The 24810-nt window shown below is 40.9% G+C and carries 23 protein-coding genes and 1 pseudogene; 9 read left to right on the top strand and 15 right to left on the bottom strand.

The window, feature by feature from the left end:
* Positions 1-14: 14 nt before the first annotated feature.
* The 4 genes from J5A55_RS05045 to J5A55_RS05030 form a co-directional block, all read right to left on the bottom strand.
* Positions 15-431, bottom strand: a complete 417-nt coding sequence (locus J5A55_RS05045) for a plasmid mobilization protein (protein WP_004381925.1) — start codon at positions 429-431, stop codon at positions 15-17.
* Positions 432-623: 192 nt separating this feature from the next.
* Positions 624-1130, bottom strand: a complete 507-nt coding sequence (locus J5A55_RS05040; RefSeq protein WP_004381924.1) for a DUF3408 domain-containing protein — start codon at positions 1128-1130, stop codon at positions 624-626.
* Positions 1127-1432, bottom strand: a complete 306-nt coding sequence (locus J5A55_RS05035; protein ID WP_004381923.1) for a helix-turn-helix domain-containing protein — start codon at positions 1430-1432, stop codon at positions 1127-1129. The genes J5A55_RS05040 and J5A55_RS05035 overlap by 4 nt, the downstream gene beginning before the upstream one ends.
* A 3-nt stretch (positions 1433-1435) precedes the next feature.
* Positions 1436-1705: a helix-turn-helix domain-containing protein gene (locus J5A55_RS05030; protein WP_004384013.1), complete on the bottom strand. Its 270-nt coding sequence runs from the start codon at positions 1703-1705 to the stop codon at positions 1436-1438.
* A gap of 514 nt (positions 1706-2219) precedes the next feature.
* On the opposite strand from J5A55_RS05030, the gene J5A55_RS05025 reads away from it, so the two are divergent.
* On the top strand, positions 2220-2513 hold the full coding sequence (locus J5A55_RS05025; RefSeq protein WP_211802916.1) for a hypothetical protein: 294 nt from the start codon (positions 2220-2222) through the stop codon (positions 2511-2513).
* 34 nt (positions 2514-2547) lie between these two features.
* On the opposite strand, the gene J5A55_RS05020 is transcribed toward J5A55_RS05025, so the two are convergent.
* The 3 genes from J5A55_RS05020 to J5A55_RS05010 all read right to left on the bottom strand — a co-directional run bounded on the left by J5A55_RS05020 (position 2548) and on the right by J5A55_RS05010 (position 5579).
* Positions 2548-3033 (bottom strand): DUF1896 domain-containing protein, encoded by a 486-nt coding sequence (locus J5A55_RS05020; protein ID WP_004381919.1) that lies wholly within the window; start codon positions 3031-3033, stop codon positions 2548-2550.
* A 61-nt stretch (positions 3034-3094) separates the two neighbouring features.
* Entirely contained in the window at positions 3095-4354 is a 1260-nt protein-coding gene (locus J5A55_RS05015) for a site-specific integrase (protein WP_211802915.1), read from the bottom strand.
* Positions 4355-4358: 4 nt separating this feature from the next.
* Positions 4359-5579: a site-specific integrase gene (locus J5A55_RS05010; RefSeq protein ID WP_004384050.1), complete on the bottom strand. Its 1221-nt coding sequence runs from the start codon at positions 5577-5579 to the stop codon at positions 4359-4361.
* A 323-nt stretch (positions 5580-5902) separates the two neighbouring features.
* On the opposite strand from J5A55_RS05010, the gene J5A55_RS05005 reads away from it, so the two are divergent.
* On the top strand, positions 5903-6568 hold the full coding sequence (locus tag J5A55_RS05005; RefSeq protein WP_004383437.1) for a hypothetical protein: 666 nt from the start codon (positions 5903-5905) through the stop codon (positions 6566-6568).
* Positions 6569-6828: 260 nt separating this feature from the next.
* Positions 6829-7282: pseudogene (locus tag J5A55_RS05000) on the top strand (HU family DNA-binding protein).
* Between the two features lie 635 nt (positions 7283-7917).
* Here J5A55_RS05000 and uvrB read toward each other — a convergent pair.
* On the bottom strand, positions 7918-9960 hold the full coding sequence (uvrB, locus tag J5A55_RS04995) for an excinuclease ABC subunit UvrB (protein ID WP_004383434.1): 2043 nt from the start codon (positions 9958-9960) through the stop codon (positions 7918-7920).
* A 150-nt stretch (positions 9961-10110) separates the two neighbouring features.
* On the opposite strand from uvrB, the gene J5A55_RS04990 reads away from it, so the two are divergent.
* The 4 genes from J5A55_RS04990 (at position 10111) to J5A55_RS04975 (ending at position 12464) form a co-directional block, all read left to right on the top strand.
* Positions 10111-10935 carry an outer membrane protein assembly factor BamD gene (locus J5A55_RS04990; RefSeq protein WP_004383433.1) on the top strand — a complete coding sequence of 275 codons (825 nt, stop codon included), beginning with the start codon at positions 10111-10113 and terminating at the stop codon, positions 10933-10935.
* A 30-nt stretch (positions 10936-10965) separates the two neighbouring features.
* Entirely contained in the window at positions 10966-11307 is a 342-nt protein-coding gene (locus J5A55_RS04985) for a DNA-directed RNA polymerase subunit omega (RefSeq protein WP_004383432.1), read from the top strand.
* Between the two features lie 2 nt (positions 11308-11309).
* Positions 11310-11762, top strand: coding sequence for a DUF4293 domain-containing protein (locus tag J5A55_RS04980; RefSeq protein ID WP_004383431.1), 453 nt, complete (start codon positions 11310-11312; stop codon positions 11760-11762).
* A gap of 243 nt (positions 11763-12005) precedes the next feature.
* Positions 12006-12464: a GNAT family N-acetyltransferase gene (locus tag J5A55_RS04975; protein ID WP_039851352.1), complete on the top strand. Its 459-nt coding sequence runs from the start codon at positions 12006-12008 to the stop codon at positions 12462-12464.
* An 81-nt stretch (positions 12465-12545) separates the two neighbouring features.
* Here J5A55_RS04975 and J5A55_RS12550 read toward each other — a convergent pair whose 3' ends face one another.
* From J5A55_RS12550 to J5A55_RS04950, 5 genes are all read right to left on the bottom strand, one after another.
* On the bottom strand, positions 12546-12944 hold the full coding sequence (locus J5A55_RS12550) for a restriction endonuclease (RefSeq protein WP_394357751.1): 399 nt from the start codon (positions 12942-12944) through the stop codon (positions 12546-12548).
* 24 nt (positions 12945-12968) lie between these two features.
* A complete protein-coding gene (locus tag J5A55_RS04965; RefSeq protein WP_004383428.1) occupies positions 12969-14507 on the bottom strand; it encodes an agmatine deiminase family protein in 1539 nt (512 codons plus the stop codon).
* A gap of 52 nt (positions 14508-14559) precedes the next feature.
* Complete coding sequence (locus J5A55_RS04960; RefSeq protein ID WP_004383427.1) at positions 14560-15723, bottom strand: IS4 family transposase; 1164 nt, start codon at positions 15721-15723, stop codon at positions 14560-14562.
* 981 nt (positions 15724-16704) lie between these two features.
* On the bottom strand, positions 16705-20280 hold the full coding sequence (gene nifJ, locus J5A55_RS04955; protein ID WP_004383425.1) for a pyruvate:ferredoxin (flavodoxin) oxidoreductase: 3576 nt from the start codon (positions 20278-20280) through the stop codon (positions 16705-16707).
* 49 nt (positions 20281-20329) lie between these two features.
* Entirely contained in the window at positions 20330-21514 is a 1185-nt protein-coding gene (locus tag J5A55_RS04950; protein WP_039851351.1) for an ATP-binding protein, read from the bottom strand.
* A 156-nt stretch (positions 21515-21670) separates the two neighbouring features.
* On the opposite strand from J5A55_RS04950, the gene J5A55_RS04945 reads away from it, so the two are divergent.
* A complete protein-coding gene (locus J5A55_RS04945; RefSeq protein WP_004383423.1) occupies positions 21671-22747 on the top strand; it encodes an ATP-grasp domain-containing protein in 1077 nt (358 codons plus the stop codon).
* Positions 22748-22762: 15 nt separating this feature from the next.
* On the opposite strand, the gene J5A55_RS04940 is transcribed toward J5A55_RS04945, so the two are convergent.
* Entirely contained in the window at positions 22763-22933 is a 171-nt protein-coding gene (locus tag J5A55_RS04940; protein WP_155813789.1) for a hypothetical protein, read from the bottom strand.
* Positions 22934-23053: 120 nt separating this feature from the next.
* On the bottom strand, positions 23054-24190 hold the full coding sequence (locus J5A55_RS04935) for a porin (RefSeq protein WP_004383422.1): 1137 nt from the start codon (positions 24188-24190) through the stop codon (positions 23054-23056).
* A gap of 390 nt (positions 24191-24580) precedes the next feature.
* Between J5A55_RS04935 and J5A55_RS12465 the strand changes: the two genes are divergently transcribed.
* Positions 24581-24715 carry a hypothetical protein gene (locus J5A55_RS12465; protein ID WP_262502362.1) on the top strand — a complete coding sequence of 45 codons (135 nt, stop codon included), beginning with the start codon at positions 24581-24583 and terminating at the stop codon, positions 24713-24715.
* The last annotated feature ends 95 nt before the right edge of the window (positions 24716-24810 follow it).

Here is a 24810-nt window from a genome sequence, read left to right as displayed (position 1 = left end):
CAAGATAAACAATGCTATCGATGTAAGTCAAGGGATTTTGTCAGTTGTACTGCTTGTTGTTGCAGTCTAATAAGAAGTTGGGAATAAGTTTCAAGTTTACTGAGCAATCGTTGAGCAGTGGCAACAGAATGATAAGTATTGAGGGCTTTCACGGCTTCGTTGTATAGCACGCCTATCTTATGAGTCATGGCAACGATTTCGGAGAGTTTCTCCAAGTAAGGCTCTTTTGCAGGGTCTTGGGTGATGACCTTAAAGGCTTCACCTAAAAGCCTTGCTCGGACAAAATCACTTTTCGTTTTTGCTCCCGACTTGCGGTAGAGTCTGATAAGCTTCTGCTGGTCTTCGGAATTAGGTATCCTGATGTGCCATCTGTCCCATCTTGGGCAGGTGGCACATCTGCCGTCTGGCTTCTTTTGTTTCTGCTTTTTCATTGCTTTCTAATCACGACTTTGGAGTGATTTAATCCCCTTTCGGGGCAAGGGTCTTTGTGGTACAAACGGCAGTTTGTGGTACAAAGACACACCTTGCTAATGTAGAAAATGGGATTATAAGCCCATGCCGTGTTACTGCATTCACTGAATACAGTAACTCAGCGTAGGCTTGCATTCGAGGAATGCAGTACTTCAGAGTTTCCGCCATCTTTCCACATCATCTTTGTATTGGTCGAGATGTTCTCGAAGCACCTGCTCCACATATCCCGAAATACTTGCTCCCTGCTCGCCAATCTTCCGCACCACATAGTCAAGTCTCCTTTGAGTTTCCTCTGATACATACACGGCTTTGCGGTGACTGTTGCGAAAGGGCTGAAGATATTTCCCCTGAAACTCGGATAATTGCTTCCTGTCCCTTGTTTTTCCCATTCGTTGATGATTCTCTTCGGTAGAAGTAGCCCTTTCCGTTGGTGACAACTCTGTTTCTTGATAGGACGGTTGAGAATAGTCCTTGTGACTCTCCTTGTCATTTTGTTCCTCAACTTTAACAGGCTCAAATCTTTTCTTTTCCTCTTCATAATCTACGGGCTGGTCAAAATCGGGCAACTCTTCGGGCTTGCGGAGCTTAACGCCATAATTGCCCATATCTCGAAGGGCTTGTTCCAAACGCTGCCTTCTCTTTTCTTCTATGGTTGTCATGGCTTCTTGGATTTTGGGTAATAATGTCTTTCGAGCATAGCTTGTATGTCGCTTTGCCTGTAGAGTATCTTGCCGCCGATTTTACAGTAGGCTATCGTTCCGCTGTCCCGATAGTCTTGAAGTGTGCGGGTACTCAGACGTAACAGGCTGCAAACTTCCTCGCCCGTGAGGTAAACCTCTCCGCCTAACATCGGACGGGCTGTAGAACAATAACGCTCCAGTTTCTTCAAAGTACCCTCCATCAACTGTGCAAACATCTGCATCTGAGAGTCTTTCTGTGTAACGATTTCGTTCTCTGTCATAGTTCATTCAGTTTTTGCGTTCAGTAAATCTGTGATGTCACTCTCCTTGTAATAACACTTGTGTCCAATCATTGAATAAGAAATTTTACCCGTATCTCTGTATGATTGCAGGGTACGCTTGCTGATGCCGAGTCTGCGACATACGGCTTCGTTGTCGAGCCATTCGTCCTTTTCGGGCGGATTGCCGATGAGTTGTTCGATACGATGGATAAAGTCTGCAAAGTCGGAGCAGTGCTGCTCCCATGCCTTGCGGTCGATAATAATGAGTTTCATTTCCTTGATTTTGTTTTGATTACTTTATTGTTACTCGGCAAACGAACTAATATGCAGTCCATTGCCGTACTTATTGAGTGCAAAAGTAAACCCTCGGAAGCACCGCTGCAAGAAATGAGGAAAAGCAGGGAAATAGAAGGAAGAGAAAAGAAGTTAGTCTGTCAATTTGAAAAGCTCTTAAGCTTTCACCCAAAAGCTCCTAAGCTTTCATTAAAAAGCTCTTAAGCTTTTGTCAGATTACTTATAAGCTTTTTGTAGAAAGCTCATAAACTTTAAGCGCAAAGGCTGGTAGCTTTCCCTATCAGATTTGGAGCTGTCGCTGAAAAGCTCTTATGTTCTGTATAAGAATGGTATGATTGCGGTAATGAGAAGAGGTGCCGGCTCTTTCCTTTTATCACATAGCAATTATTCTCTCGACAGTTCGATAGTTCGACAAATCGATATGTAGAACTATCGATAGATAGTTTTATCGATAGATTATTTTGACGATATATAGTTTTGACAACAGATAGTCATGACAACAAATTGTACAAACAACAGATTGTCCGTATTATCGTCAGTCCTATCTGTTGTTGGTTGTTACGCCTTGCGTCCAAAGAGCCTGAGTATGCCGTATTCTTGTCGTGCCTATACTCTCTTACGGCAGTCCAGCTCTGCAAGGTTGGGAGAGATGAATACAACCGCATGGCTATTGAAAATTGCAATACCACCTTGGAAAAGAAAAATCCTGCGGTGGAGATTCTTCTCTCCATCCGCAGGACTCGACCTTTCAGGGCAGATTGGCTGCCGTTGTACCTTTGCACGATAAGAAACGGCATCAGGGGCTTTGCGTGCGCCTTTGCTTACAACGCCTTCGGGCTTGCTTCCTCCGTCAGTCTGACCGTTGGCAGCTTATTGCTCTCAATGAGCAGCACTATCGTGCCTGTGAGTTCGGTGTAAAGACGGCCGTATTGCTCGTCAGAAGCCAATATGTCCGTCAAACCGAACTTGTCGAATGTGGCTTGAACAGCCTTGTTCGACAACAGTATAGGTACGAGTTTCTCTGGGAGCGGAGCAGGCAGTTCCCTCTCAAACTCGTTCTCTAAGACAGAAACAAGCGTGTCGTACTTGGAAAAGTGCAAACCTTGATACAATACCTCACTTGCTATGCTCTCTGCTTCGAGGTGCGAAAAACCTTGTGCCACTGCATCGCAGTAAGCTGTTAGAGCCATGTCTGCTCGTGTGGTGATAAACTCCGTGTCGTACAATCTTTCGGGGTGATGCTCACTCATATAACTTCTTAATTTCAACCGAAAATAGGAAAGTTCCTGTTTAGTATTCTGTTTCATAATCGTTTGTTTCTCAATCGTGAATAATATATGTTTTATAATTACTTCTTTCTTATGCTTGTTACAGTGGCATATTCTGCCGTGCAATCGACTTGCAATAGCCATCAAAGGCAGAATGCTCTCTATGAGTGAGTGCAGTCATATCCTCTTGTATCTTATGGTCAGTTATCTTTCCGTAAATTTGTGTCGTACCGATATTACTGTGTCCGAGCATCTTACTGAGCGTTTCCATCGAAATACCATTGGAAAGACATATTGTGGTCGAGAATGTGTGGCGAGCCATGTGAAAGGTCAAGCCTTTCTCTATCCGGCATATCTGCCCGATGTTCACACACGCAAAGGATGCCTTCCTTATTGTAAGATTGGGGAATATCAAGTCGTCCGCTTTCTTGCCCTTGATATAGAGCGAAAGGATTTGCTTGGCAATGGGCAGAAGTGGAATGATGGCTTCCACATTCGTTTTCTGCCTTTTGATGCGGATTTCCTCTGTACCATCTGCATTACGGATGATATGCTTCGGTTTGAGCCGTTGCATATCCACACGAGCCAGCCCCGTGAAGGCGCAGAAAAGGAACAGTTGCCTTGCACGCTCAAACTGCTTGTCAATAATGGGCGTTTGTAGTACTCGTTGCAGTTCCTCGGTTGTGAGATACCTGCGTGTTCGATGTGGTAGTTCCGCCTTGTAGTCCACAAAGGGGTCGATGTGAATGTATTTCTTCTGCTGCCCGATGCCGATGAGTTTCCGTAGGAAAATGACAACAATCTGAATGGTGGCAAGGGAGAGATTGCGCTCTGATTTAAGGTAGAAGTCCAGCTCCTCGATAAAGCCATAGTCCAACTGTGCGTATCGAATATCTTCCTGACCTAAGCGTTCACGCAGATAGGACTTAATGAGTTGTGCTGCATAGATGTAATTAGCAAAAGTCGGCTTGGCAATCGTCAGTCCTACGCATGGACGCTTTTCTTCAATAAATAGTCGTGTATCCTCCAAAAGAAAACCTTTAGGCTTGTCTTCTTCCATAAGTTCACGTTTGAGGAGCTCGGCGGTGATATAGCCACGTTGCCATATCAATTCCTGATACTTTGCTTTGGCTTGTTCCTCTTTGCTTTGTAAATAGCGGTTGATTTCCTTTGTCTCTTCGCCTGTTCCCTTGCATCGTCCCTTATGGCTGTCCCAAAGTTCAGGAGCAATTTCCTTGCCCGTGCTGTATTGTACCTGTTCTCTGTCTATGGTGATGCGCCCCATAATCGGGCATTTGCCGTTCTTCTTCTCTTTGGAACGGTTGATATAAAAGAGTGTCTTGAATGTGCTTCGTGCCATAATGTCAAAGTTTTAAGGTGAATGTATCTTGTATGCGTTGTTGTACTTTCTGCATATCTCGATGGATTCTCTCGGAGGAAACCGCCGCATAGATTTGTGTTGTTCTCAAATTTGTGTGTCCGAGCATACGGCTCACCGTTTCGATAGGTACACCCGCCGAGAGTGTGATGAGCGATGCAAAGGTGTGGCGAGCCATGTGAAAGGTCAGCGGAGTTTTCATCCCGATGTTTCTCTGTATGTAGTGCATGCCATTGAGGATAATGTCGGTAGTCGGCACGTCAAAAACAAAACCTGCCCTTATGCCTCTATAGCGATTCATAATTTCCAGAGCAGGAGGAAGTACCTGTACACGATACGGAGTCTTTGTCTTCATGCGTCTGCCCTTGATGCAGAGTTCACCCTCTTCAAAGACGATGTTTTCCTCTCTGAGATTGCGCACGTCAGAGATAGCCAGTCCTGTGAAGCAGGAGAAGACGAACAAATCACGGACAATGCGGTAGTTTTCCCACTCAATCTCCAAGTCAATTATCTTTTGTAGTTCGTCTTGCGTGATGCTTCTCGGCTCGCCTTTTGGTCGCTCGTAACTGTAGCCCAAGAACGGATAGAAGTCCAGCACGCCTTTCTTCACCGCCATGCGGACGATGGTCTGCAAAGTAGACAAGGTACTCGATATGCTACTGCGTTTCAGCTTTCGGTCAATGGTGAGATAATACTCGAAGCCCTCGATAAAGGCTTTGTCCAGCTGTGAGAGTGGAATATCGCTTACTTTGTGCTTCTTCTGCACATACTCACGGAGCAGGGAGAGTTGGTAGGTACGGAGTTTGAACGTCTTTAAGGCTCGATCAATGCCGATACGTTCCTTTGTCTGTGTAAGATACTCCCCAAAACTCTCCAAGAGCAAGGCTTGGCGGTGGATTTGCCCCTGATAGGCATCCCTCACGTCTGTGGCGGTAAAGGCTTCTTCTCTTTCACTGAATTCGTGAAAGCGTGCGTGAATGAGTGCGGTGCATTCACCGAGTTTCTGATTGACAGACACCGCCATTGCACTCTTGCCGACGAGCCGTTGCTTACGACTGTCCCAAAGAGTGAGCGGAGTCTTGCACTTGGTAGAAAAGCCAGAATGGGTTCTGCCTACTGAGAGGCGCCCGATAACAGGCACAAGTCCTTTCTTGTCGGTTCGTTTCGCCTGAACGAAGAACGATACTTTCAGTTTGTTTTCCTTCATTTTTCTGTCGTTTTTTCTAAATTTCCTTTGTTTGCAAAGGTACAGATGAGCAAGTATTCCTGAGCGATGCAGAAAAATGAAAGATGAGGAATAAAAACCTATGAAACAGTTGTTTAGCTTCAATTCGTTACCCCTTTTTGCTTTTCCCTTGATGGGTTACGATTTGGTAACGGAACTCATGCCGTTTGATGCTCGTTTTCGCTTACCCTCAAAATAGCAGGAAAAAGCTAAATAACACTATTTCAAATAGTTACATTCCTTGCGCTTCCCTTTATTTCCCTTAATTCTTAACTACTGATTATGCCCGCAACACGTACTACGATATGACTGCTAACCTTAATGTACGCAATTACGACGGCGATAAATATTACATGTGGGATGCCCAGCAGAATTATTGGTCAGGTCACGAATGGAATAGTGCCAGTCCATGGCAGCCAGTGTTGAACGGTCAGAGTAATAGCAACTACGCCCAAAGCAACGCTGACCCTCGTTACTACAACGAAGCATTTACTTACGGCGCAGATAATAAGGCAACTCACAGCTCATGTAAAGACCTTCCTAATGTTAACGAGATGACATGGTACGCTGCAAAGGGAGATCCTCGTTGGGACGCAGACGAACTTTGGACAACAATGGGTCACTTATATAAAGGTGGTATGTGGTTTAAGAAGAAGGCGAATATAAGCGGATTTGACGCTAACAAAGCTGTAGACGGAAGCGATTGGCGAACAAATGGCAACGAAAACAGCTGGTCTGTATCTCAGACTCTCCCCGATGCGGCTGACGCAGGTAATTATTTCTACCTGCCCGCCTTGGGTTTCTACGGCTCTGGTCAGCTGTTCAACGTTGGCTACGTAGGCCACTATTGGTCGTCTAGTGCTTACCCATGGGGCCGTTACGTCGCTTACAACCTGTACTTCTACAGTGGTAGCGTCGGCGTGCGCAACTACGGCCGCGGCTACGGGTTCAGGGCGGAGGCGCTTCAGTAGTTCTCGCGATTGCTCCTTTACAGGTGTCGCCCTCAAAAAGTCGACACCTAAAGAACCGCCGTAAGGTGATTGAAATAGGATATAGAATAATGAGTCTCAAAGGTGTTAAACACTCTTGGCTGTAGGTGTTTAACACCTTTGATCAACAGTGTTAAACACCCTTGATGAAGAGTCTTAAACACCCTTGAAACGAAGTGTTGAATACCAATAGAAAAAGAGTTTTAATAACATAATTATCAACCATTTAAAAGTATAATGCTATGGTAGAATTCGAAGTAAAATCAAAGAAGCAAACAATCGGGAAGAAGAAGGGGCAGACGGTGTACTATGCTGTGCCCAAGAGTAACCAACACATGACGCTTGATGCACTTTGCGACATGATTATGGACGAGACCTCGCTCTCGCGCGGTGACGTGATGAACACGCTTATCACGTTGGGTAAGATGGCGTGCCGCTCGTTGAAGATGGGTGCAAGTATTGACCTTGGTGACCTCGGTTCGCTTCGTGTTTACTTCCCTCCAAAGATGATGGACGACATGAAGGACGTGACAGCTGCCACACTCAAAACTCCTAAAATTATCTTCACCCCCTAAAGCTAAAATGCGTGAGGCTGCCCATGCTGCGGAGGTGTCGGTAGATAATCCTGCTAGGAAGAAAAGCCCCACCCCCGCCCCCGAACTGAAAGGAGAGGAGAATGGACCACAGGCAGGCTAAAGCCCCACCCCGCCTCCCCGAAAGGGGAGGAGTGCCTAACGGAAGCTAGTTGGGATATGTGCCACAAACGATGCCTCCCCAAGCCCCTCCAAAGGAGGGGATGTCCCTAAGTCCGCTCATATATATATGGTTATTTCAAACTGTATGCAATAAGGACATCCCCTCCTTTGGAGGGGCTTGGGGAGGCTTTCTTTAGTGTCGGCTTCTATACCACGGGAGCATTTTTAGATTGATTCAGGGTATCAATCGTTCTGTAATAAGACAATCGATTATATTAATTGTGAAATTAATGTCTTTCAAAACTAGTGTATTAATTTGGTTCTCTCGCTTCCGTGGTACGGTCTCACCCCAATCTAACGGGGTGGGGCTTTTGTGTGAGACAGAAGAACATGGGAGTTAGAGACATAATGCCATAAAGACATATTTTTTCAATGACATAAGTTTTGGAGACATGGTAACATTCGAACATAGAGGGATGGTAACATAGGGTTTAGACGGAAGAACATATTATTTAATGACATAAGTTTTGGAGACAGAGTAACAAATTAACATAGGGTCATGGTAACATATTAAGGCAATATGTTCGTGTGTTACTCTGTCTTTAAAGTATGATATTCTGTCTAAGGACATTGTGTTTATTTTGTTTCGAGCTGCTTTTGTAGTCGGATAATCTCATCACGATATTGTGCTGCCTGTAAGAAGTCGAGGTCTTTCGCTGCTTGTTTCATAAGGGCTGTTGTGTTGGCAATACTCTTCTCTAATTGCTCTTTCGTCATCCGCATAACGATAGGGTCGGCTGCAAATGCCATTGATTGTGTAGGCTCGGTATATATGCCTTTCGCTCCTTTAGCAAATGGAAATGCTTGTGCCGTTGTAGAGCGTCCAGTTTTTGGCAAAGTATCCTTAATCGCCTTGACAATTTGCTTTGGTGTGATGTGATGTTCCTCGTTGTATTTGAGCTGCTTCACACGTCTCCGCATTGTCTCATCAATGGTTCGCTGCATACTTTCGGTTATGTTATCCGCATACATGATCACCTTTCCGTTTACGTTACGGGCAGCACGTCCGACTGTCTGCGTTAGACTTCTATGACTACGGAGGAATCCTTCTTTGTCCGCATCAAGTATGGCGACAAGCGATACTTCCGGGAGATCAAGTCCTTCACGCAATAGGTTCACACCAACAAGGACGTCATACAGTCCTGCTCGCAAATCATTGATGATTTTGACGCGATCAAGACTGGCAACGTCACTATGGATATAGGCTGTTCGGATGTCATGATTGAGTAAGTATTCCGTCAACTCCTCCGCCATTCGCTTTGTTAAGGTTGTTACCAACACTCGCTCCTCCTTTTCTGCACGGATAACAATCTCGTTCATTAAATCATCAATCTGATTCTCTGAAGGACGAACCTCAATCTCTGGATCAAGTAATCCTGTCGGTCGAATTAATTGCTCAACAACAACACCTTCTGATTCTTTCAACTCATAGTCTGCAGGTGTTGCAGACACATAGATGATTTGATGAATCAGGTTATGGAACTCTTCAAACTTTAATGGTCGGTTGTCAAAAGCCGCAGGTAAACGGAATCCATACTCTACAAGGTTTGTCTTACGTGCTCGGTCACCACCATACATTGCTGAAATCTGAGGTACACTTACATGGCTTTCATCAATGACCATCAGGTAATCTTTAGGGAAGAAATCAAGTAGACAATAAGGTCGCTGTCCAGCCTTTCTACCATCGAAGTAACGCGAATAGTTCTCAATACCAGAACAATGACCAAGTTCCTTAATCATTTCAATGTCATATTCAACCCGCTCCTTTATGCGTTGTGCCTTGATATTGTCCCCCAGTTGAGTAAAGAAGTCAACTTGCTTTACCATATCATCCTGTATCTGTCGGATGGCACCTTCTGTCTGTTCTTTTGATGTAACAAAGAGATTTGCCGGATATAGCTCATAATCATCAAAAGTGGCAATTCTATGGAATGCTATTGGGTCGACTTCTTCGATAGTATCAATCTCATCGTCCCACCAAGTAATGCGCAAGATATTGTCATTATAAGCCATTGCTATATCGACAGTGTCTCCTTTTACTCGGAAGTTTCCACGTTGTAAATCAATATCATTTCGCGTGTATAAGGAATCAACAAGGCGTCGTAAAAACTCATTTCGATCGATGATTTGCCCTTTCTTGATCTGGATGACATTCTCCTTCATTGCGACTGGAGCACCCATACCATATATACATGAAACAGATGAGACCACAATTACATCTTTGCGACCTGATAATAGAGAAGAAACTGCAGAAAGTCTTAGCTTGTCTATTTCATCATTTATAGCAAGATCTTTCTCAATGTAAACATCGGTTGTTGGTAAGTAAGCTTCAGGCTGATAATAGTCATAATATGAGACATAATATTCCACAGCATTCTCTGGGAAAAACGCTTTCATTTCCTCGTAAAGTTGGGCTGCTAGAGTCTTGTTATGTGATAAGATAAGCGTTGGCTTATTCACGTTTGCAATCACATTAGCTACTGTAAACGTCTTACCTGATCCCGTTACTCCTAATAAAACTTGGCTTTTATCTCCACGCTCTAATCCCTCGGTCAATTCCTTAATGGCCTCAGGCTGATCACCCGTAGGCTTATATTTTGATGTTAATTTGAAGTTCATTATATCTGTAAAAAGGAGAACAATCTTTGGATGGCAAAGGTACGAAAATCAAGTGATAGTATCTCATTAATAGTGATTTTTTGCTAAAAAAGCAAAGTGCCTTTGTGTATTTATAGAATAATGTGTAACTTTGCATTTCAAAATTAATATATGAAGAAGAGTTTTTTAATAGGCATTTGTGTTGCTTTGCTCTTAACAAGTTGTGCTCATGAATATAATCAGGTCTACAAGACAACTGATAACAATTATAAGTATGAGTTCGCTAAAGAGTGTTTCGCAAAGGGAAAATACGGCTTTGCGGTACCCTTGTTACAGGATCTTGTAACAATAGAAAAGGGTACTGATAATGCAGAGGAATGCCTTTATATGTTAGCAATGGGTGAATATGGATTGAAGGACTATGAAGCAGCTTCAGAAACTTTCAAGAAGTATTACCAAACTTACCCACGTGGAAGGTATGCCGAAATGGCATCCTTTTATATTGGTCAGAGTCTTTTTGAGGGAACGCCAGAAGCACGTCTTGATCAGACTCCCACAATTGCTGCAATTGCTGCTTTCCAAGATTACTTAGATATTTTCCCAGAAGGGAAGATGAAGAGTACAGCTCAACAACGCCTCTTCGATTTGCAGGATAAACTTATTCGTAAGGAGTATTTGAATGCAAAGCTTTATTATAATCTCGGTTCATATTTTGGTAATTGTACCAGTGGTGGCAATAATTATGAGGCATGTATCATTACAGCTCAAAACGCTTTGAATGATTATCCTTATAGTAATCTTCGTGAAGATTTTTCTATCCTAATCATGAAGAGTAAATATGAGTTGGCACAGATGAGTGTTGAGTCAAAGAAGTTACAGCGTTACCAAGATGCGGAAGATGAATGTTATGGTTTCATCAATGAATACCCTAATTCGAAAGAGCGCAAAACTGCTGAGGATTTCATAAAGAAATGTAAGGAGATAACAAAAGATTAGAATTAAAGACTTAAAAATATAATAATTAGAATGGATTACAAGAAGTCAAAAGCACCGTCAAATACGGTAACCCGTGATGTTCAAGAACTTTGGAAGGGTACAGGTAATATTTATGAGAGTGTTGCAATTATTTCTAAAAGAGCGAACCAGATTTCTGTTGAGATAAAGCAAGACTTGAGTAAGAAACTTGCAGAGTTTGCTTCTTATAACGACTCTCTCGAAGAGGTTTTTGAGAATCGTGAGCAGATAGAAATTAGCCGCTATTATGAGAAGTTGCCTAAACCAACATTGTTGGCTACGCAAGAGTTCTTAGATGGTGATGTTTATTGGCGTGATCCTTCTAAGGAGGCACAAGAAGAGGAAGAATTGTAATCATGATACAAAGGAAACAAACAATCTTCTTGTTTCTGGCATTGATAGTAACGCTTGCCTGTCTTTGCCTACCGATTGGTAGTTTTGAGCCACAAGGGATGGGTGCTGATAATCAGTTGATGAATCTTTGGCTTACTGATGCAAACGGAGGAAGGAACTTTAACGTTTGGGCATTGTTTGTTATACTTTTAGTTACTTGTCCAATAGATTTGTTTGCAATTTTCGACTATCACAATCGTAAGCGTCAAGCTCGTTTCTGCTTGTTTTCTATGTTGATGATTATTGGGTGGTATGTTGTATATGGCGTATTCAGTCAGGTGTTAATGACAGGTTTTACTTTCCATATAGAATTTGCAGCATGTCTGCCACTAGTTGCATTTATACTTTTATGGTTGGCTCGTCATGCGATTCTTGCCGATGAGGCTTTGGTAAGAGCAGCTGATAGAATAAGATAATAGCATTTTATTATAACATAATATGGTATCAAAGGCGTACTTTAAGTAGCTTTTGATACCATATTTTTTTATTTGATTCTTTGCAAGCAAGTCTAAGAAGCTAATAACTCTGTCAGGGATACAACGCCTATACCTATGTGGAACAGATATACCTACATTGCAGTGACAGTATTGAAAGCAAAGCGATACTTGTGTTTCAAGCAATTTGTATATCTTTGCAATGTAACTGAAACTTTTAACGAGATGGAGAATATTAGCATTGAAAAGGGAATAAGTAAAGACAATGCCTTGCTTTTATGTGAATGGTCCAATAAACAAGGAAAAGAGTTCCAGGAGCAATGGATGGGTCCCAAAACCTCTTACCCGTTGAACTGTGGTAAGATACAGGAGTTGGAGAATGTATTTTCGATATTCAACAAAGGGGAATTTATCGGAATGATACAAGAAGTACGAATTGATAAGGAGAACATACACATAGGTAGATTTATAATCGCCCCCTGGAAAACAGGATTGGGTTTGGGCACAGCGGCACTAAAAAGATTTATAGATTTCCTTTTTGAGGATGATAATATTAAAAGTATTTCCCTTACAGTCTTTGATTTCAACCAAACAGCAAAGAGGGTTTATGAGAAACTCGGGTTTGAAATCAATGAAGTAATTGAGACTCCAAGGCTGAAATACATTATGAAGAAATACAGGTAATATTTGATTTTCAGCTGTAAAGATACAAGAATACAACGAGGTTACCAACTTTTTACAAACTTCTCTTATCCCGAGTTCGAGTTAATATGCTTTGACGAAAGTATATATTGTGAGGCACAATAGTACATTTCGTGGGGCACGAAAGTATATATTGTCAGGGACGCACAATGTGTATTTAATTGAAGAATGAAGGCTCGAAAGATTATTGAAAACGGCATCATCAAGGAGTTCTCCATCTGTAGCAAGAGCGGCTTTAGTACGATCTTGATATGTCATTGCACTATAAAATTCCATAATATTACTTCGATTAACTTTTCTAGAAGTATGACCATACATCCTGGCTTGAATCGCTATTTCCTCGAAACCTTTGGTCGCAATAATGTCAATGCCCCAGTCGCCTGCAAGTGGGGTTACTATGGTTTTATACTCTCCTGCTTGATACAAGGATGCTACATACTTTTCATATTCTTCAGGTGTTATATTTTTAATTGTTATTGTGGTGTCTTACTTGTTCTGGAATATATTCCAACTTATACAATGAAGTACTCCTCCTTCTTTTGCAATCTCTGCCATTTCTATCTGATGGATTGTGCAATCTGGGAACGCTTCAGCTATATAATTATAAGCAATTAAATCTTCTTCTATATTGAATACAGGCATAACAATATGCCTTCTTACTTGAAGAAAATTGATATAAGCCCAATTTAGTTCTGAACAAGGAGAATTAACTTTATCATTAAACCTCATCTCCATTACTTCAAACCCATACTTCTCAAGTTCATTTCTTATAGCAATAGCCTCTTCTGGATATTCATCACCATGATTACCCATCAGTATTCGATTATCGCCACACCATTTTATAAAACCATCAGAGTGTCCATACTTGTCTGTATCTTCTGTATCAAAATCACCATGCATAGTCCAAGGTATAATGATAACAGGATGTCCGAGTTCTGTTTCAAGTTTCAATTTAAATTTAGCATCATCTTTCTGACAATGGTTTTCTTTAAAAACCTTATCAGTCATAACAATGTACGGACCACAAGAAACCATATTTCCACCATCTATAATGAGAGTAGTGGAATTGCAACTAATACCCATGCCACGTAATACTTTTGAGCAGTCTGTGATATATTCCCTATCTTTCTCGTTTTTACTATTAACAAGGTAATCGGGATAATAACGATATTTTAAGAAATCATTTTTATGTAATTGGAAAGGCATATAGTCACGTACCCAATAATCTCTGGTGCTTTTCAATTCCTTAAACTCAATTCCAATATCTTGTAGTAGTTTTTTAAGCCGTTGATAGAAATCTGTATGACAATTATTGAGCAATGGTGAAAAGTAAACTATATTAGTTTCTTCATCATGCATTAACTTTTCACATCGAACATATCTGTATGCTCTATTTTTAAATGAAGTAAAGTCATTATATAATTCTTCAGTTTCTGGATGTGCTACGTATTCACTTAGAATATTATTAACTTTCTTTTCTACCGTCTGACCATTCGTAAGGAGATTTATTCGTGGCTTACGAATATAACTTACCATTCCACTGTTATGCTCAACAAGTAATGGTAGTTCAACGTCAGAACTTGTAGCATCGTAACATCTGAATAAATCAGCACAAGCCCAAGGACCAGCCAGAACATTACCATTTTCTTTGTTTATCAACTTACGTATCAATATTCCACCAAAGCAAGCTTCATTATTTAAGATGTGCTTTTGAGAAATCTTTCCTTTATTGTCTGTATTGGGTATGGTATTGATGGTGCTACCAAAATTCAAATCTATTCCACCAAAATCATTCACATACCAGCATAAAGGTCTAGAATTTCGTGGATGAGTGATAATATCACGATGATTCTTATTGTAGAAGTAAAACTCGATCTCTTTAAATAAATAAAGTGTAATTCCTTTCCTAATTGCTAAATTACTAAATAGGAGTTTTGCAATCTGATTAAAGTATTCCTCAATTTCAGCTGTTTCAATGTAGGAATAAAGAGACATCATGTCTTTTAGTTGTTCGATACTTCCCATAACAATTATATATTATCATTAGTGTCCCGTTAAAATCGGGACAAGTTAAATATTAATCAAATAACCCCAGAAAGAGGGGACAATCGAGTTCTTTGACATTATTGAAATCAGTCCTTTCGAAGAGTTCAACGAGTGGTGTCTTATCCATAAGAGAAATGCTTAGAATCTGAAGAACCTCATAAGTCGATCGCTTAAGTTGCAAATCATGTTGTACGATAGCAACAAGGCAATAGGCTATAATTGCCGATGAGATTTGGATTCTCACAGCATTCTCTGTAGTACCCCAAACCTTCTTGATTTTGAGGTGCTGCTTTAGCCATTTGAAGAACAGTTCTATCTGCCATCTATTCTTGTAAAGGTTGGCTATTTCAGGAGCTGTTAGATGAAAAGCATTTGTTAGGAAGGAAAACTCCCTACCTTGTTCTTCATCATAGAATTTGACGAGTCTGAGTTTCTCCGGATACTTCCGGTATGAATTGTATTCTGTGAATTCAATCTCAGCATTTGTCAATATATTCTTTGGCAACCTGCGCCTCCATTTACAGCATTTGTATTGCAGATTCTTCTTGGCTCGTACAACAAAGAACGATTCTTGCTGATGTATTTTGAAAAGTTCCTTGAATGCATTGTATCCACGATTAAACACATAGTAAGAACCTGATTCATAAGGAATTTCTTTCATTGCCCTTGAGTCGTAAACGGATGCTGTAGAGATGTGGAAGAAAGCTGGAACCTGAGATTCGAGGTCATATAGCACATGTGTTTTTACTCCTCCCTTCTTCTTACGGAACTTTGCCCACCAAAAGACCGACAAACACAAAGGAATGGTCGTTGAGTCGAAAGCATACACATTGCCTTGCAACTTGAAGATATCAGTCACACGTTTCTTTCTGGCTTGTTCCATCATATAGAAAGCAAAGTCTTCAAAGATGCGGTTGTCACGATTCTGATTGGCAGAAGCAAATGTCGTTTTCGTAATAGGCTTACGCCCTAATCCAAGATGGTATTGCTTTGCTCTATGTGCTTCAAAAGCAACAATCAGATCTCTTAAACTCTCTCGATTACTCAATTGACCAAACATCATAGCAAGCAACTGATTCCAACAAGTGAAATGCTTCACATAGCGGTTTCCATCATACTTGTCAACCAAATGGCGAAACTTGTTATTGTCGAGAAATTCTATCAATTGGGCGAAAACGTATTTGTCTTTGTTCATCGTGCAGCATTATAGATAACTGCAAAAGTACAAATTCAAATCGTCGCACCCTTGAAATCTCTTGCAAAAGACAGTATTTCAATTAATTCAAAGAGCTATTAGTCTTCTTTAACGGGACAGTAGTGATATATTATACTAAACCCATATACAACGATATCCAAATATTGATTCAATTTAATCAAGTAGAACTTAAAAGATATTCAACAATTCAATTTATTAACATTGTTAGAATAAAGTTCAAGGCTACAAATGTAGTTGTTTTATCTAACATTCCGTAGCTTTATTTTAACGAATTCTATTTCTTTTTAATTTTAGCTTTGTTAGGTGCTGTGCAATAATAGATTTATGAGAAAAAAGGAGATGTTAAATAATGAAAGAGCATATTTTAGAACCATCTCCTAAGAAACTTTTGCGATTAAGAATTATAAGTGTCACACACGAATTCTATTTTATAATACCACCTAGCTGCAGAGAATAGTGTAATAATAGCATCTTTGTATAAGCGATGGGAGAACTTTTCTTTTAAATTTCCTTTTGTAATTGTAAATATGACATTGTCTTTTGTTATAGTTCCTGTATTAGATTTCTTATCTTCACCAGTAAAAGTTACAGTCTTGTAAGAGAATGGTAGAGAACTAATTACTGCGAATACTATGATAAAAAAGTATATATTGTCAGGGACACGCAATGCGTATTTAGTTGAAGAATGAAGGCTCGAAAGATTATTGAAAACGAATAGTAAGAAAGGTGCAATAAGAAACGCAAAAAAGAGTTCGCGAACAAAATTAAAATTGTTCGCGAACTCTTTTTTGTTTGTTCGCGAACTTTTTATAAAGTCCTTTATAAATCATTTGAAAGGCCGTGATAAGTAACAAGTTATGTTGAATGAAAAAGAGGAGTTTTCTCTATCATAGAGAAACTCCTCTTTTAAAGTGTTATATAGTGTAATTAACTCTATATCTTCATTTTTCAAAGAAGGTTTTATGCCTCCTCACTCCAGTCTTCCTTGGTCTTGCGAACATAGCTCTTGTAACGGAGCTTAGCCATATCCTCACAAGCCTTGAAGAGCTCTTGCCCCTCGTTTGGATAGGCTTTGAGGACAGAGAGGAAGCGAACCTCACTGTGAAGGAACTCTTGGAATTTGTCCCAATCTGGAGCCTTAGAGTCGAGAGAGAATGGGTTCTTGCCTTCTTCTGCTAACTGTGGGTTATAACGCCAGAGGTGCCAGTAACCACAAGCAACAGCGTTAGCCTCTTGAGCTTGGCTGCGACCCATACCGCCCTTAATCTTCAAACCATGGTTGATACATGGAGAGTAAGCAATAATGAGTGATGGACCTGGATAAGCCTCAGCCTCACGAATAGCCTTTAAGGTCTGTGCGTTGTCAGCACCCATAGCTACCTGAGCTACGTAAACATAACCGTATGTAGTTGCCATCAGACCGAGATCCTTCTTGCGGACACGCTTACCCTTAGCTGCGAACTGAGCGATAGCACCGAGTGGAGTAGACTTAGAACTCTGACCACCAGTGTTTGAGTAAACCTCAGTATCGAGTACTAAGATATTAACGTCTTCACCAGAAGCGATAACATGGTCGAGACCACCGTAACCGATATCGTATGAAGCACCATCACCACCGATGATCCACTGGCTACGCTTAACGAGATAGTGGTCAAGAGTCTTCAACTCTGCACATACAGGGCATCCCTTTGCTGCACCAGCCTCGATTAATGGCTTTAACTTAGCTGCTGCAACCTTAGAAGCATCAGCATCGTTCATATTGTTAAGCCATTCTTGAGCTGCTTCCTTGAACTCTGCAGGTACATGCTCGTCATCCATAGCACCGTTAAGGAGCACTACGATGCGCTCACGCATCTTCTTGTTACCCATTGCCATACCCATACCGAATTCGCAGAAATCCTCGAACAATGAGTTGTTGAATGCAGGACCATGACCTTCCTCATTAGTTGTGTATGGAGTAGAAGGTACTGAAGCTGAGTAGATAGAAGAACAACCAGTAGCGTTAGCAATCATCTCACGGTCACCGAAGAGCTGTGAAACGAGCTTAACGTATGGTGTCTCACCACAACCAGCACATGCACCAGAGAACTCGAACAAAGGCTGAGCAAACTGAGAGTTCTTTGCATTTGACTTGATATCTACCAAGTTCTGCTTGCTCTTAACGTTCTTAACAAGGTAGTTCCAGTCGGCTGCACGACGTGTAGCTTCCTCTTCACCTGCAACAAACTGTGTCATTGACAATGCCTTGTTACCCTTCTTACCTGGGCAAACATCAGCACAGTTGCCACAACCTGTACAGTCGAGAACTGATACCTCAATGCGGAATTGCATACCCTTGAGCTGCTTTGGAGCAAGGATGTCAAGTGTTGGCTCATTGAAGCCAGCCTTCTCTGCCTCATCCAAAACGAATGGACGGATACAAGCATGAGGACAAACGAATGCACACTTGTTACACTGAATACAATTCTCAGCATCCCATGCAGGCACGAAAGCAGCTACACCGCGCTTGTCGTAAGCAGCAGTACCAACTGACCATGTACCGTCAATGGTGCCATGATTAACGAAGTCAGAAACCTTCAAGAGGTCACCTGCCTGTGCGTTCATAGGACGAACGAGTTCCTTAACGAATGCTGGAGCATCGTCAACCTTAGCTTCATCGTCTGGAAGGTTAGCCCATGCTGGGTCAACAGTCAGTTGTTTGTACTCGTTACCACGATCAACAGCAGCGAAGTTCTTGTCTACAACATCCTGACCCTTCTTGCTATAACTCTTAACGATGAACTTCTTCATCTGGTCTACGGCAAGGTCGAGAGGGATAACCTCTGTGATGCGGAAGAAAGCAGACTGTAGGATGGTGTTAGTACGATTACCAAGTCCAATCTCTTGAGCAATCTTTGTTGCGTTGATATAGTAAACGGTGATATTGTTCTTAGCGAAGTAACGCTTTACCTTATTAGGTATAAAGTTTACGAGCTCATCACCCTCAAAGATTGTGTTCAACAAGAATGTACCGTTCTTACGCAATCCACGTGTTACGTCATACATGTTCAAGTAAGCCTGAACGTGGCAAGCAACGAAGTTAGGCGTATTTACCTGATAAGTAGAACGGATTGGGCTATCACCGAAACGGAGGTGAGAACAGGTGAAACCACCTGACTTCTTAGAGTCGTAAGAGAAATAAGCCTGGCAGTGCTTATCAGTGTTATCACCGATAATCTTTACTGAGTTCTTGTTAGCACCAACTGTACCATCAGCACCCAAACCATAGAACTTAGCCTCGAACATGCCTTCACCACCTAATGGAATCTCTTCTACCTCTGGAAGAGAAGTGAAGGTTACGTCATCAACGATACCTACTGTGAAATGATCCTTTGGCTCTGGTAACTCTAAGTTATTGTAAACAGCGATAATCTTAGCTGGTGTTGTATCAGCAGAACCAAGACCATAACGACCACCAACAATCAGTGGCTTGTTCTCAACATCATAGAAGGCACTCTTTACATCGAGGTACAATGGCTCACCCTCTGCACCTGGTTCCTTTGTACGGTCAAGTACTGCAATACGCTTAACAGACTTAGGAACTGCGGCGAGCAAGTGCTTAACAGAGAATGGACGATAGAGGTGTACAGCAATCATACCAACCTTCTTACCCTGAGACATCAAGTAGTCGATAGCCTCACGAGCTGCCTCAGTAGCTGAACCCATCAAGATGATGATGTTCTCTGCATCCTTAGCACCATAGTAATCAAAGAGGTGGTGCTCACGACCAGTAATCTTTGAGATTTCGCCGAGATAGTGCTCAACAACCTCTGCTACATTCTCGTAAGCACTATTAGATGCCTCACGATGTGTGAAGAATGTCTCAGGGTTCTCAGCTGTACCACGAACTACTGGACGCTCTGGAGTCATTGCACGATCGCGGAAACGCTTAACATCTTCCTCGTCAACCAATGGACGGATATCTTCCTGATCAAGGCACTCAATCTTATGATACTCGTGTGATGTACGGAAACCGTCGAAGAAATTGATGAAAGGAACTGATGTCTTCAATGAAGCAAGGTGAGGAACAGCAGAGAGATCCATAACCTCCTGTACAGAACCTGAACAGAACATAGCGAAACCTGTCTGACGGCAAGCCATTACGTCCTGGTGGTCACCGAAGATACAAAGAGCGTGACTTGCGAGTGTACGTGCTGAAACATTGAATACACATGGCAAAAGTTCACCAGCAATCTTGTACATGTTAGGAATCATCAAGAGAAGACCCTGTGATGCGGTGAAGGTTGTCGTGAGAGCACCAGACTGCAGCGAACCGTGTACGGCACCTGCTGCGCCACCCTCTGACTGCATCTCCTGAACGCTTACTGTCTGACCCCAAAGGTTCTTACGACCACGTGCTGACCACTCATCAACGTGTTCAGCCATAGGAGATGATGGAGTGATAGGATAGATAGCAGCTACCTCTGAGAACATGTAGCTCACGTGAGCAGCGGCCTCGTTACCATCACAAGTGATAAACTTCTTTTCTTTAGCCATTTTGAAATTTATTAAATGAAAATTGTTTTATAATGTTTTTGGTCTTTTTCTAATAAAGAAATCCCATTAACCAAAGTGGTACTTGGTTACCTTTCCCAACTTCAGTATTATATTTTGCGTAGATGGTGTCATTGCTGAATCGAATTTTATTATTCTCAGCATCACACACTTTAAATTTATGCTTTTGATTGACAATGTAAGTTCCTTGCTTGCCTCCTTCATTGATAACACAAGTTTCTTGCATGGTATTAACAAAGAAAGTCTCCATAAGTTGTTGCTGTTCCACCTGGATAGGATAGATTGCATACATTAGATTTGGATTCTGTAGCATCACCTTTGATGGTTTCTTGGGGAACTCTTGCCCAACAGGATAAACCAAATTAATAAGTCTAGCATCAGTAAGATTTTTGATGTAATTCATCACTGTTGCACGACTTGTGTTTATTTCTTTTGCAAGGTTACTGATGTTGGGAGCTTTTGTTCCTTCAAGTGCCAAGAGGTAAAAGAGCTTCTTTATCTTAGTCAGATACTTTAACTCTATTTGCTTGATGAGTAAGATATCAACCTCAGTCATCATATTCATCGTCTTCAGAAGATTCTCTGAAAAGTTACGATGTTCTAAAAAGAAAGGATAAAAACCATGATGAAGATAGTCAAGGAAATACTTTGTCGGACTAACTTTAGATAAAATTTGATTGGTAATCTCCTCGTGATTATTTAGAATCTCTTCTAATGAGTAAGGCTCAAGTTGTAATCCTGTTTGTAAATTTAAAAACTCTCGAAAGGAGAAGCCACGTAGATTATAGCTTTTAACGATACTATTTAGTTCTGGATTCTCTTCTTTTAGTCTCATTACGCTTGACCCTGTAAAGACAATCTGTAAATTGGGGTAATTATCATAACACCGCCGTAGTTCACGACTCCAATCGGGCTGCTTAAATACTTGATCAATCAACAGAACCTTTCCTCCATTACGATAAAACTCTCCAGCGAAGTCCGCAATTCCTCTACTTTGAAAATAGAAGTTATTCATATTAACATAGAGACATTGCTTGTCAGTAGAACTATAACGCTCCTTTGCATATTGTAGCAAGAATGTTGTCTTTCCCACGCCTCTTGTCCCTTTGATACCTATTAGTTTGTCGTTCCAATCTATTTCATCCATGAGGCAACGACGAACAGGGGCATTTGTATGCTCCACTAGGTATGAGTGAGTACGAAAGAATGCGTCCATCTTGTTCCTGTTGTGTATCTATTATAATGTACATGCAAAGTTACAATTATTTCTTTGATTTGCAAACTCTATATAGCAAAAAATGTTATTTAAAGACATTTATTTTGTATTGCATTTGGTTTAATGTAACTTTGCATGACGTAAAAATAAAGTACGATGACACTACATATATTCAATCCGGAACATGATATTGCATTAGCTTATGATAATAAGTACTTTACAGCCCCCCATGCAGGTAGGCAAATGAGGCATGATTTGGATTATTTGCCAGTTCTATGGGCTAAAGATGGAGATTATATTTTAGTAGAGAATGTCAACTCTGCCCGAATCCACGCTCGACGTTTTATGAATTATGGTCAGCAAGTTCATTTTATTGATAGTGATAATATAGAGCAGCTTATTGATGAAGTTACAGAGGTAATGCCATGGGGTTGGGATTCTGCAATTAAGTTCCAGTTGGAGCAATTAGGGATTAAAGCTAACGTATTACCCACGGATGAGAGACTATCAGCAATTAGAGAACTTAGTAATCGGGAGTATGCCTCACAAGTTTTGCGTGAATTGCGAGAGCTGTTAGATGAGGATATATTAATAGGTGAATCGTTTTGTGCAAGGAATGTAGCAGAACTTACTTCTCTTTTAGAGAAAATTGATAAGGCTGTAATAAAAGCTCCATGGAGTAGTAGTGGGAGGGGTGTTCGTTATATTGATACAATGATCGAACCTGCAATACTTAATTGGGCAAACAACATTATCAAGCAGCAAGGGAGTATTATGGTTGAGCCTTATTATAACAAGGTGAAAGACTTTGGGATGGAGTTTATTGCGGATAAAGATGGTGTTCATTATGTAGGCTTATCAGTGTTCCATACAATGAATGGGGCATATATAGGCAATAGTCTTGAGAAAGAAGAAGTTAAGCAAGAACTCCTCTCTGCCTATATTCCAATACCAGTGCTAAATAATATAGCACAGACGTTAGAAACTTTACTGTCGAAACAGCTAACAGGCATTTATTATGGAGCATTAGGTGTCGATATGATGATTGTAGCTAATGGGAGTAGGGAAGACGTTGGTTTTAAGTTGCATCCTCTCGTTGAGATAAATTTGCGTCGCACAATGGGGCATGTAGCCTTATCTCTTTCGAATAAAAAGAGCTTCCAACATAAGATGATGCGCATTGATAATGACGGCTCGCACTATCATCTTCATATCGTACATAAAGAAAGGTAATGTGCCCTAAGGTTTCTAATTGTTGTATATCCACCACACAAGGTATAATATCCCAATAGCGGCGATTGTTCCTACGAACTTCATTATCTGGTTGAACTTGTGTCTACGGCGTGCAGCTTTCGAAGATCCATTATTGTGAAAGCCTGCTCTATGATTAGAATGTTGGTGATGGTGTTCAGTTGTCATCTTTTTTGGTTCTCTCTTTAATGTGTATTCCTTATAGTATCCACTTTAGTCATTATGGATAGATTGCAAAGGTATGATAAAATACGGACATGTACGAACATATCCGTATTTTATTGTCTATCAGAAGCGGAAACTTAATTCCACATCAAACATGGAATAATTAGGATTAGCCTGTAGTGCGTGTTGTGATCTATCATGTACATAAGAATAGATGCCACTCAAAGCTAAGTTCTTTGTAAACTCATAATCAAGACCAATATCATATTGAGTACGCTGCTTTTGTGCGCCATCTGAAGGCTGATACATATCATATCTTGCCTTTGCATGCAACTTGTTAGGGATGATAGGAGCGATAACCAGTGCATATACACCTTGTGCCTTATTACCATCAGCACTGAGGTTACAATCCTTTGCAGCTGCATCATCCGTGTTACTCAAAGGCTTAGCAAAGGCATAACCCGTAGAATGGATATACTCAGAACGCAATGTCCAATCATTCGCTTTATATTCAGCCGAGAAAGCATAACGACGTTGCTGCAATTTACGTACACCGCTTCGTACGATACCCGCATTATCAGTCCATGTGCCTTTTCTTGCGTATGAGCCCGTCCAACCGAACCATCCTAAGCGTAAACCATTAACGGGTATAACCCATACACCACCGATGATATTCTTCTGTTGGTCAACATCCTTAGTATTAATACCTTGACCATTGAATACTCCTACCTGATAGTGAACAAGGTTGCGCCCCGCATTATTCTTTAGGAAATCACCTTGCACTTGAATACCAATATCACGCCCATTTGAAGGGTGCGCACCTGTTCTGTCAGAGAAACTGGCTAACTTCAATACACTTTGTGCAACACTCATGAAGCCCTGATCGATAGGGTGAATAGGGTTATCGAATGTAAATGGATTCTTGAACTGTCCCAACTTTACACGGAAATAATCGTACTTCTGCCACTCGGCAAAGAGATCAACTACACGAGGCGAAGCACCCAAGGTAGAAGTATTGCCGTTTACTTGTAATTGTGCTTTCCAATACCAATCATCTAATATGCGACCATCTAAAGACACACGGCCTAATCGAAGATTAAAGCTGTTCGACTTGCTCGTCTTACTGTTGTGCATACCATTGTATTGATATTGAACGATACCGAAGCCAGATAACTTTACATTGTTTATCCACTTCTGTCCTTGCGCATAACTTATGATGCTACTAAACATCAATGCTGCTAAGATAATTGTTTTTCTCATAAATTGTATATTTTAGGTGAGATACAAACTGCTGTAATGATACTTAGAGTATTAATGCTGCAAAGATAGTGCTTTATCGGATAAGTGCAAAATAATATCCTGCTTTTCTCTCTATGTCATCGTCTAATCATTCCCTACCTTATTCTATATATTGTAAAGCTGATAAACTTTGTACAACAAGGTTGGTATAATCTGATGTTATATTATCTATCAGACCCCATCATAAGTATATATCCTATCAATGATAACTAATCAATAGTCTTTTATACAAGCGTGTATAATCAATTATACAGGCGTGTATAACTAATTATACAAACGTGTATAATCAATTATACAAACGTGTATAACTCGTTATACAAACGTGTATAATATTGTACTCTAACTTAGAGTATGACAGGATATATACTATCTATGCGACAGGACTTGTATTATCAGTTGATGATGCTTCTTAGTTTGATGGGATTCCTCCTTATTATATTAGCAGAATCCATAGACACTCTTTGTGTAAGTCTACTGGATAATTAGAAGCAAATGGATAATCCGTGCTGGAAAGATATATACCGAATCTTTATTGGATATGCCGAGCTTGTGACAATGTGATAAGCTCATTAATCACGACG

Origin of the sequence: Prevotella veroralis (genome assembly GCF_018127765.1) — a bacterium.
In the GTDB taxonomy this organism is placed as follows: domain Bacteria; phylum Bacteroidota; class Bacteroidia; order Bacteroidales; family Bacteroidaceae; genus Prevotella; species Prevotella veroralis.
Note: the sequence above shows the minus strand (reverse complement) of the source record. Positions and strands in the feature narration are given on the sequence as shown.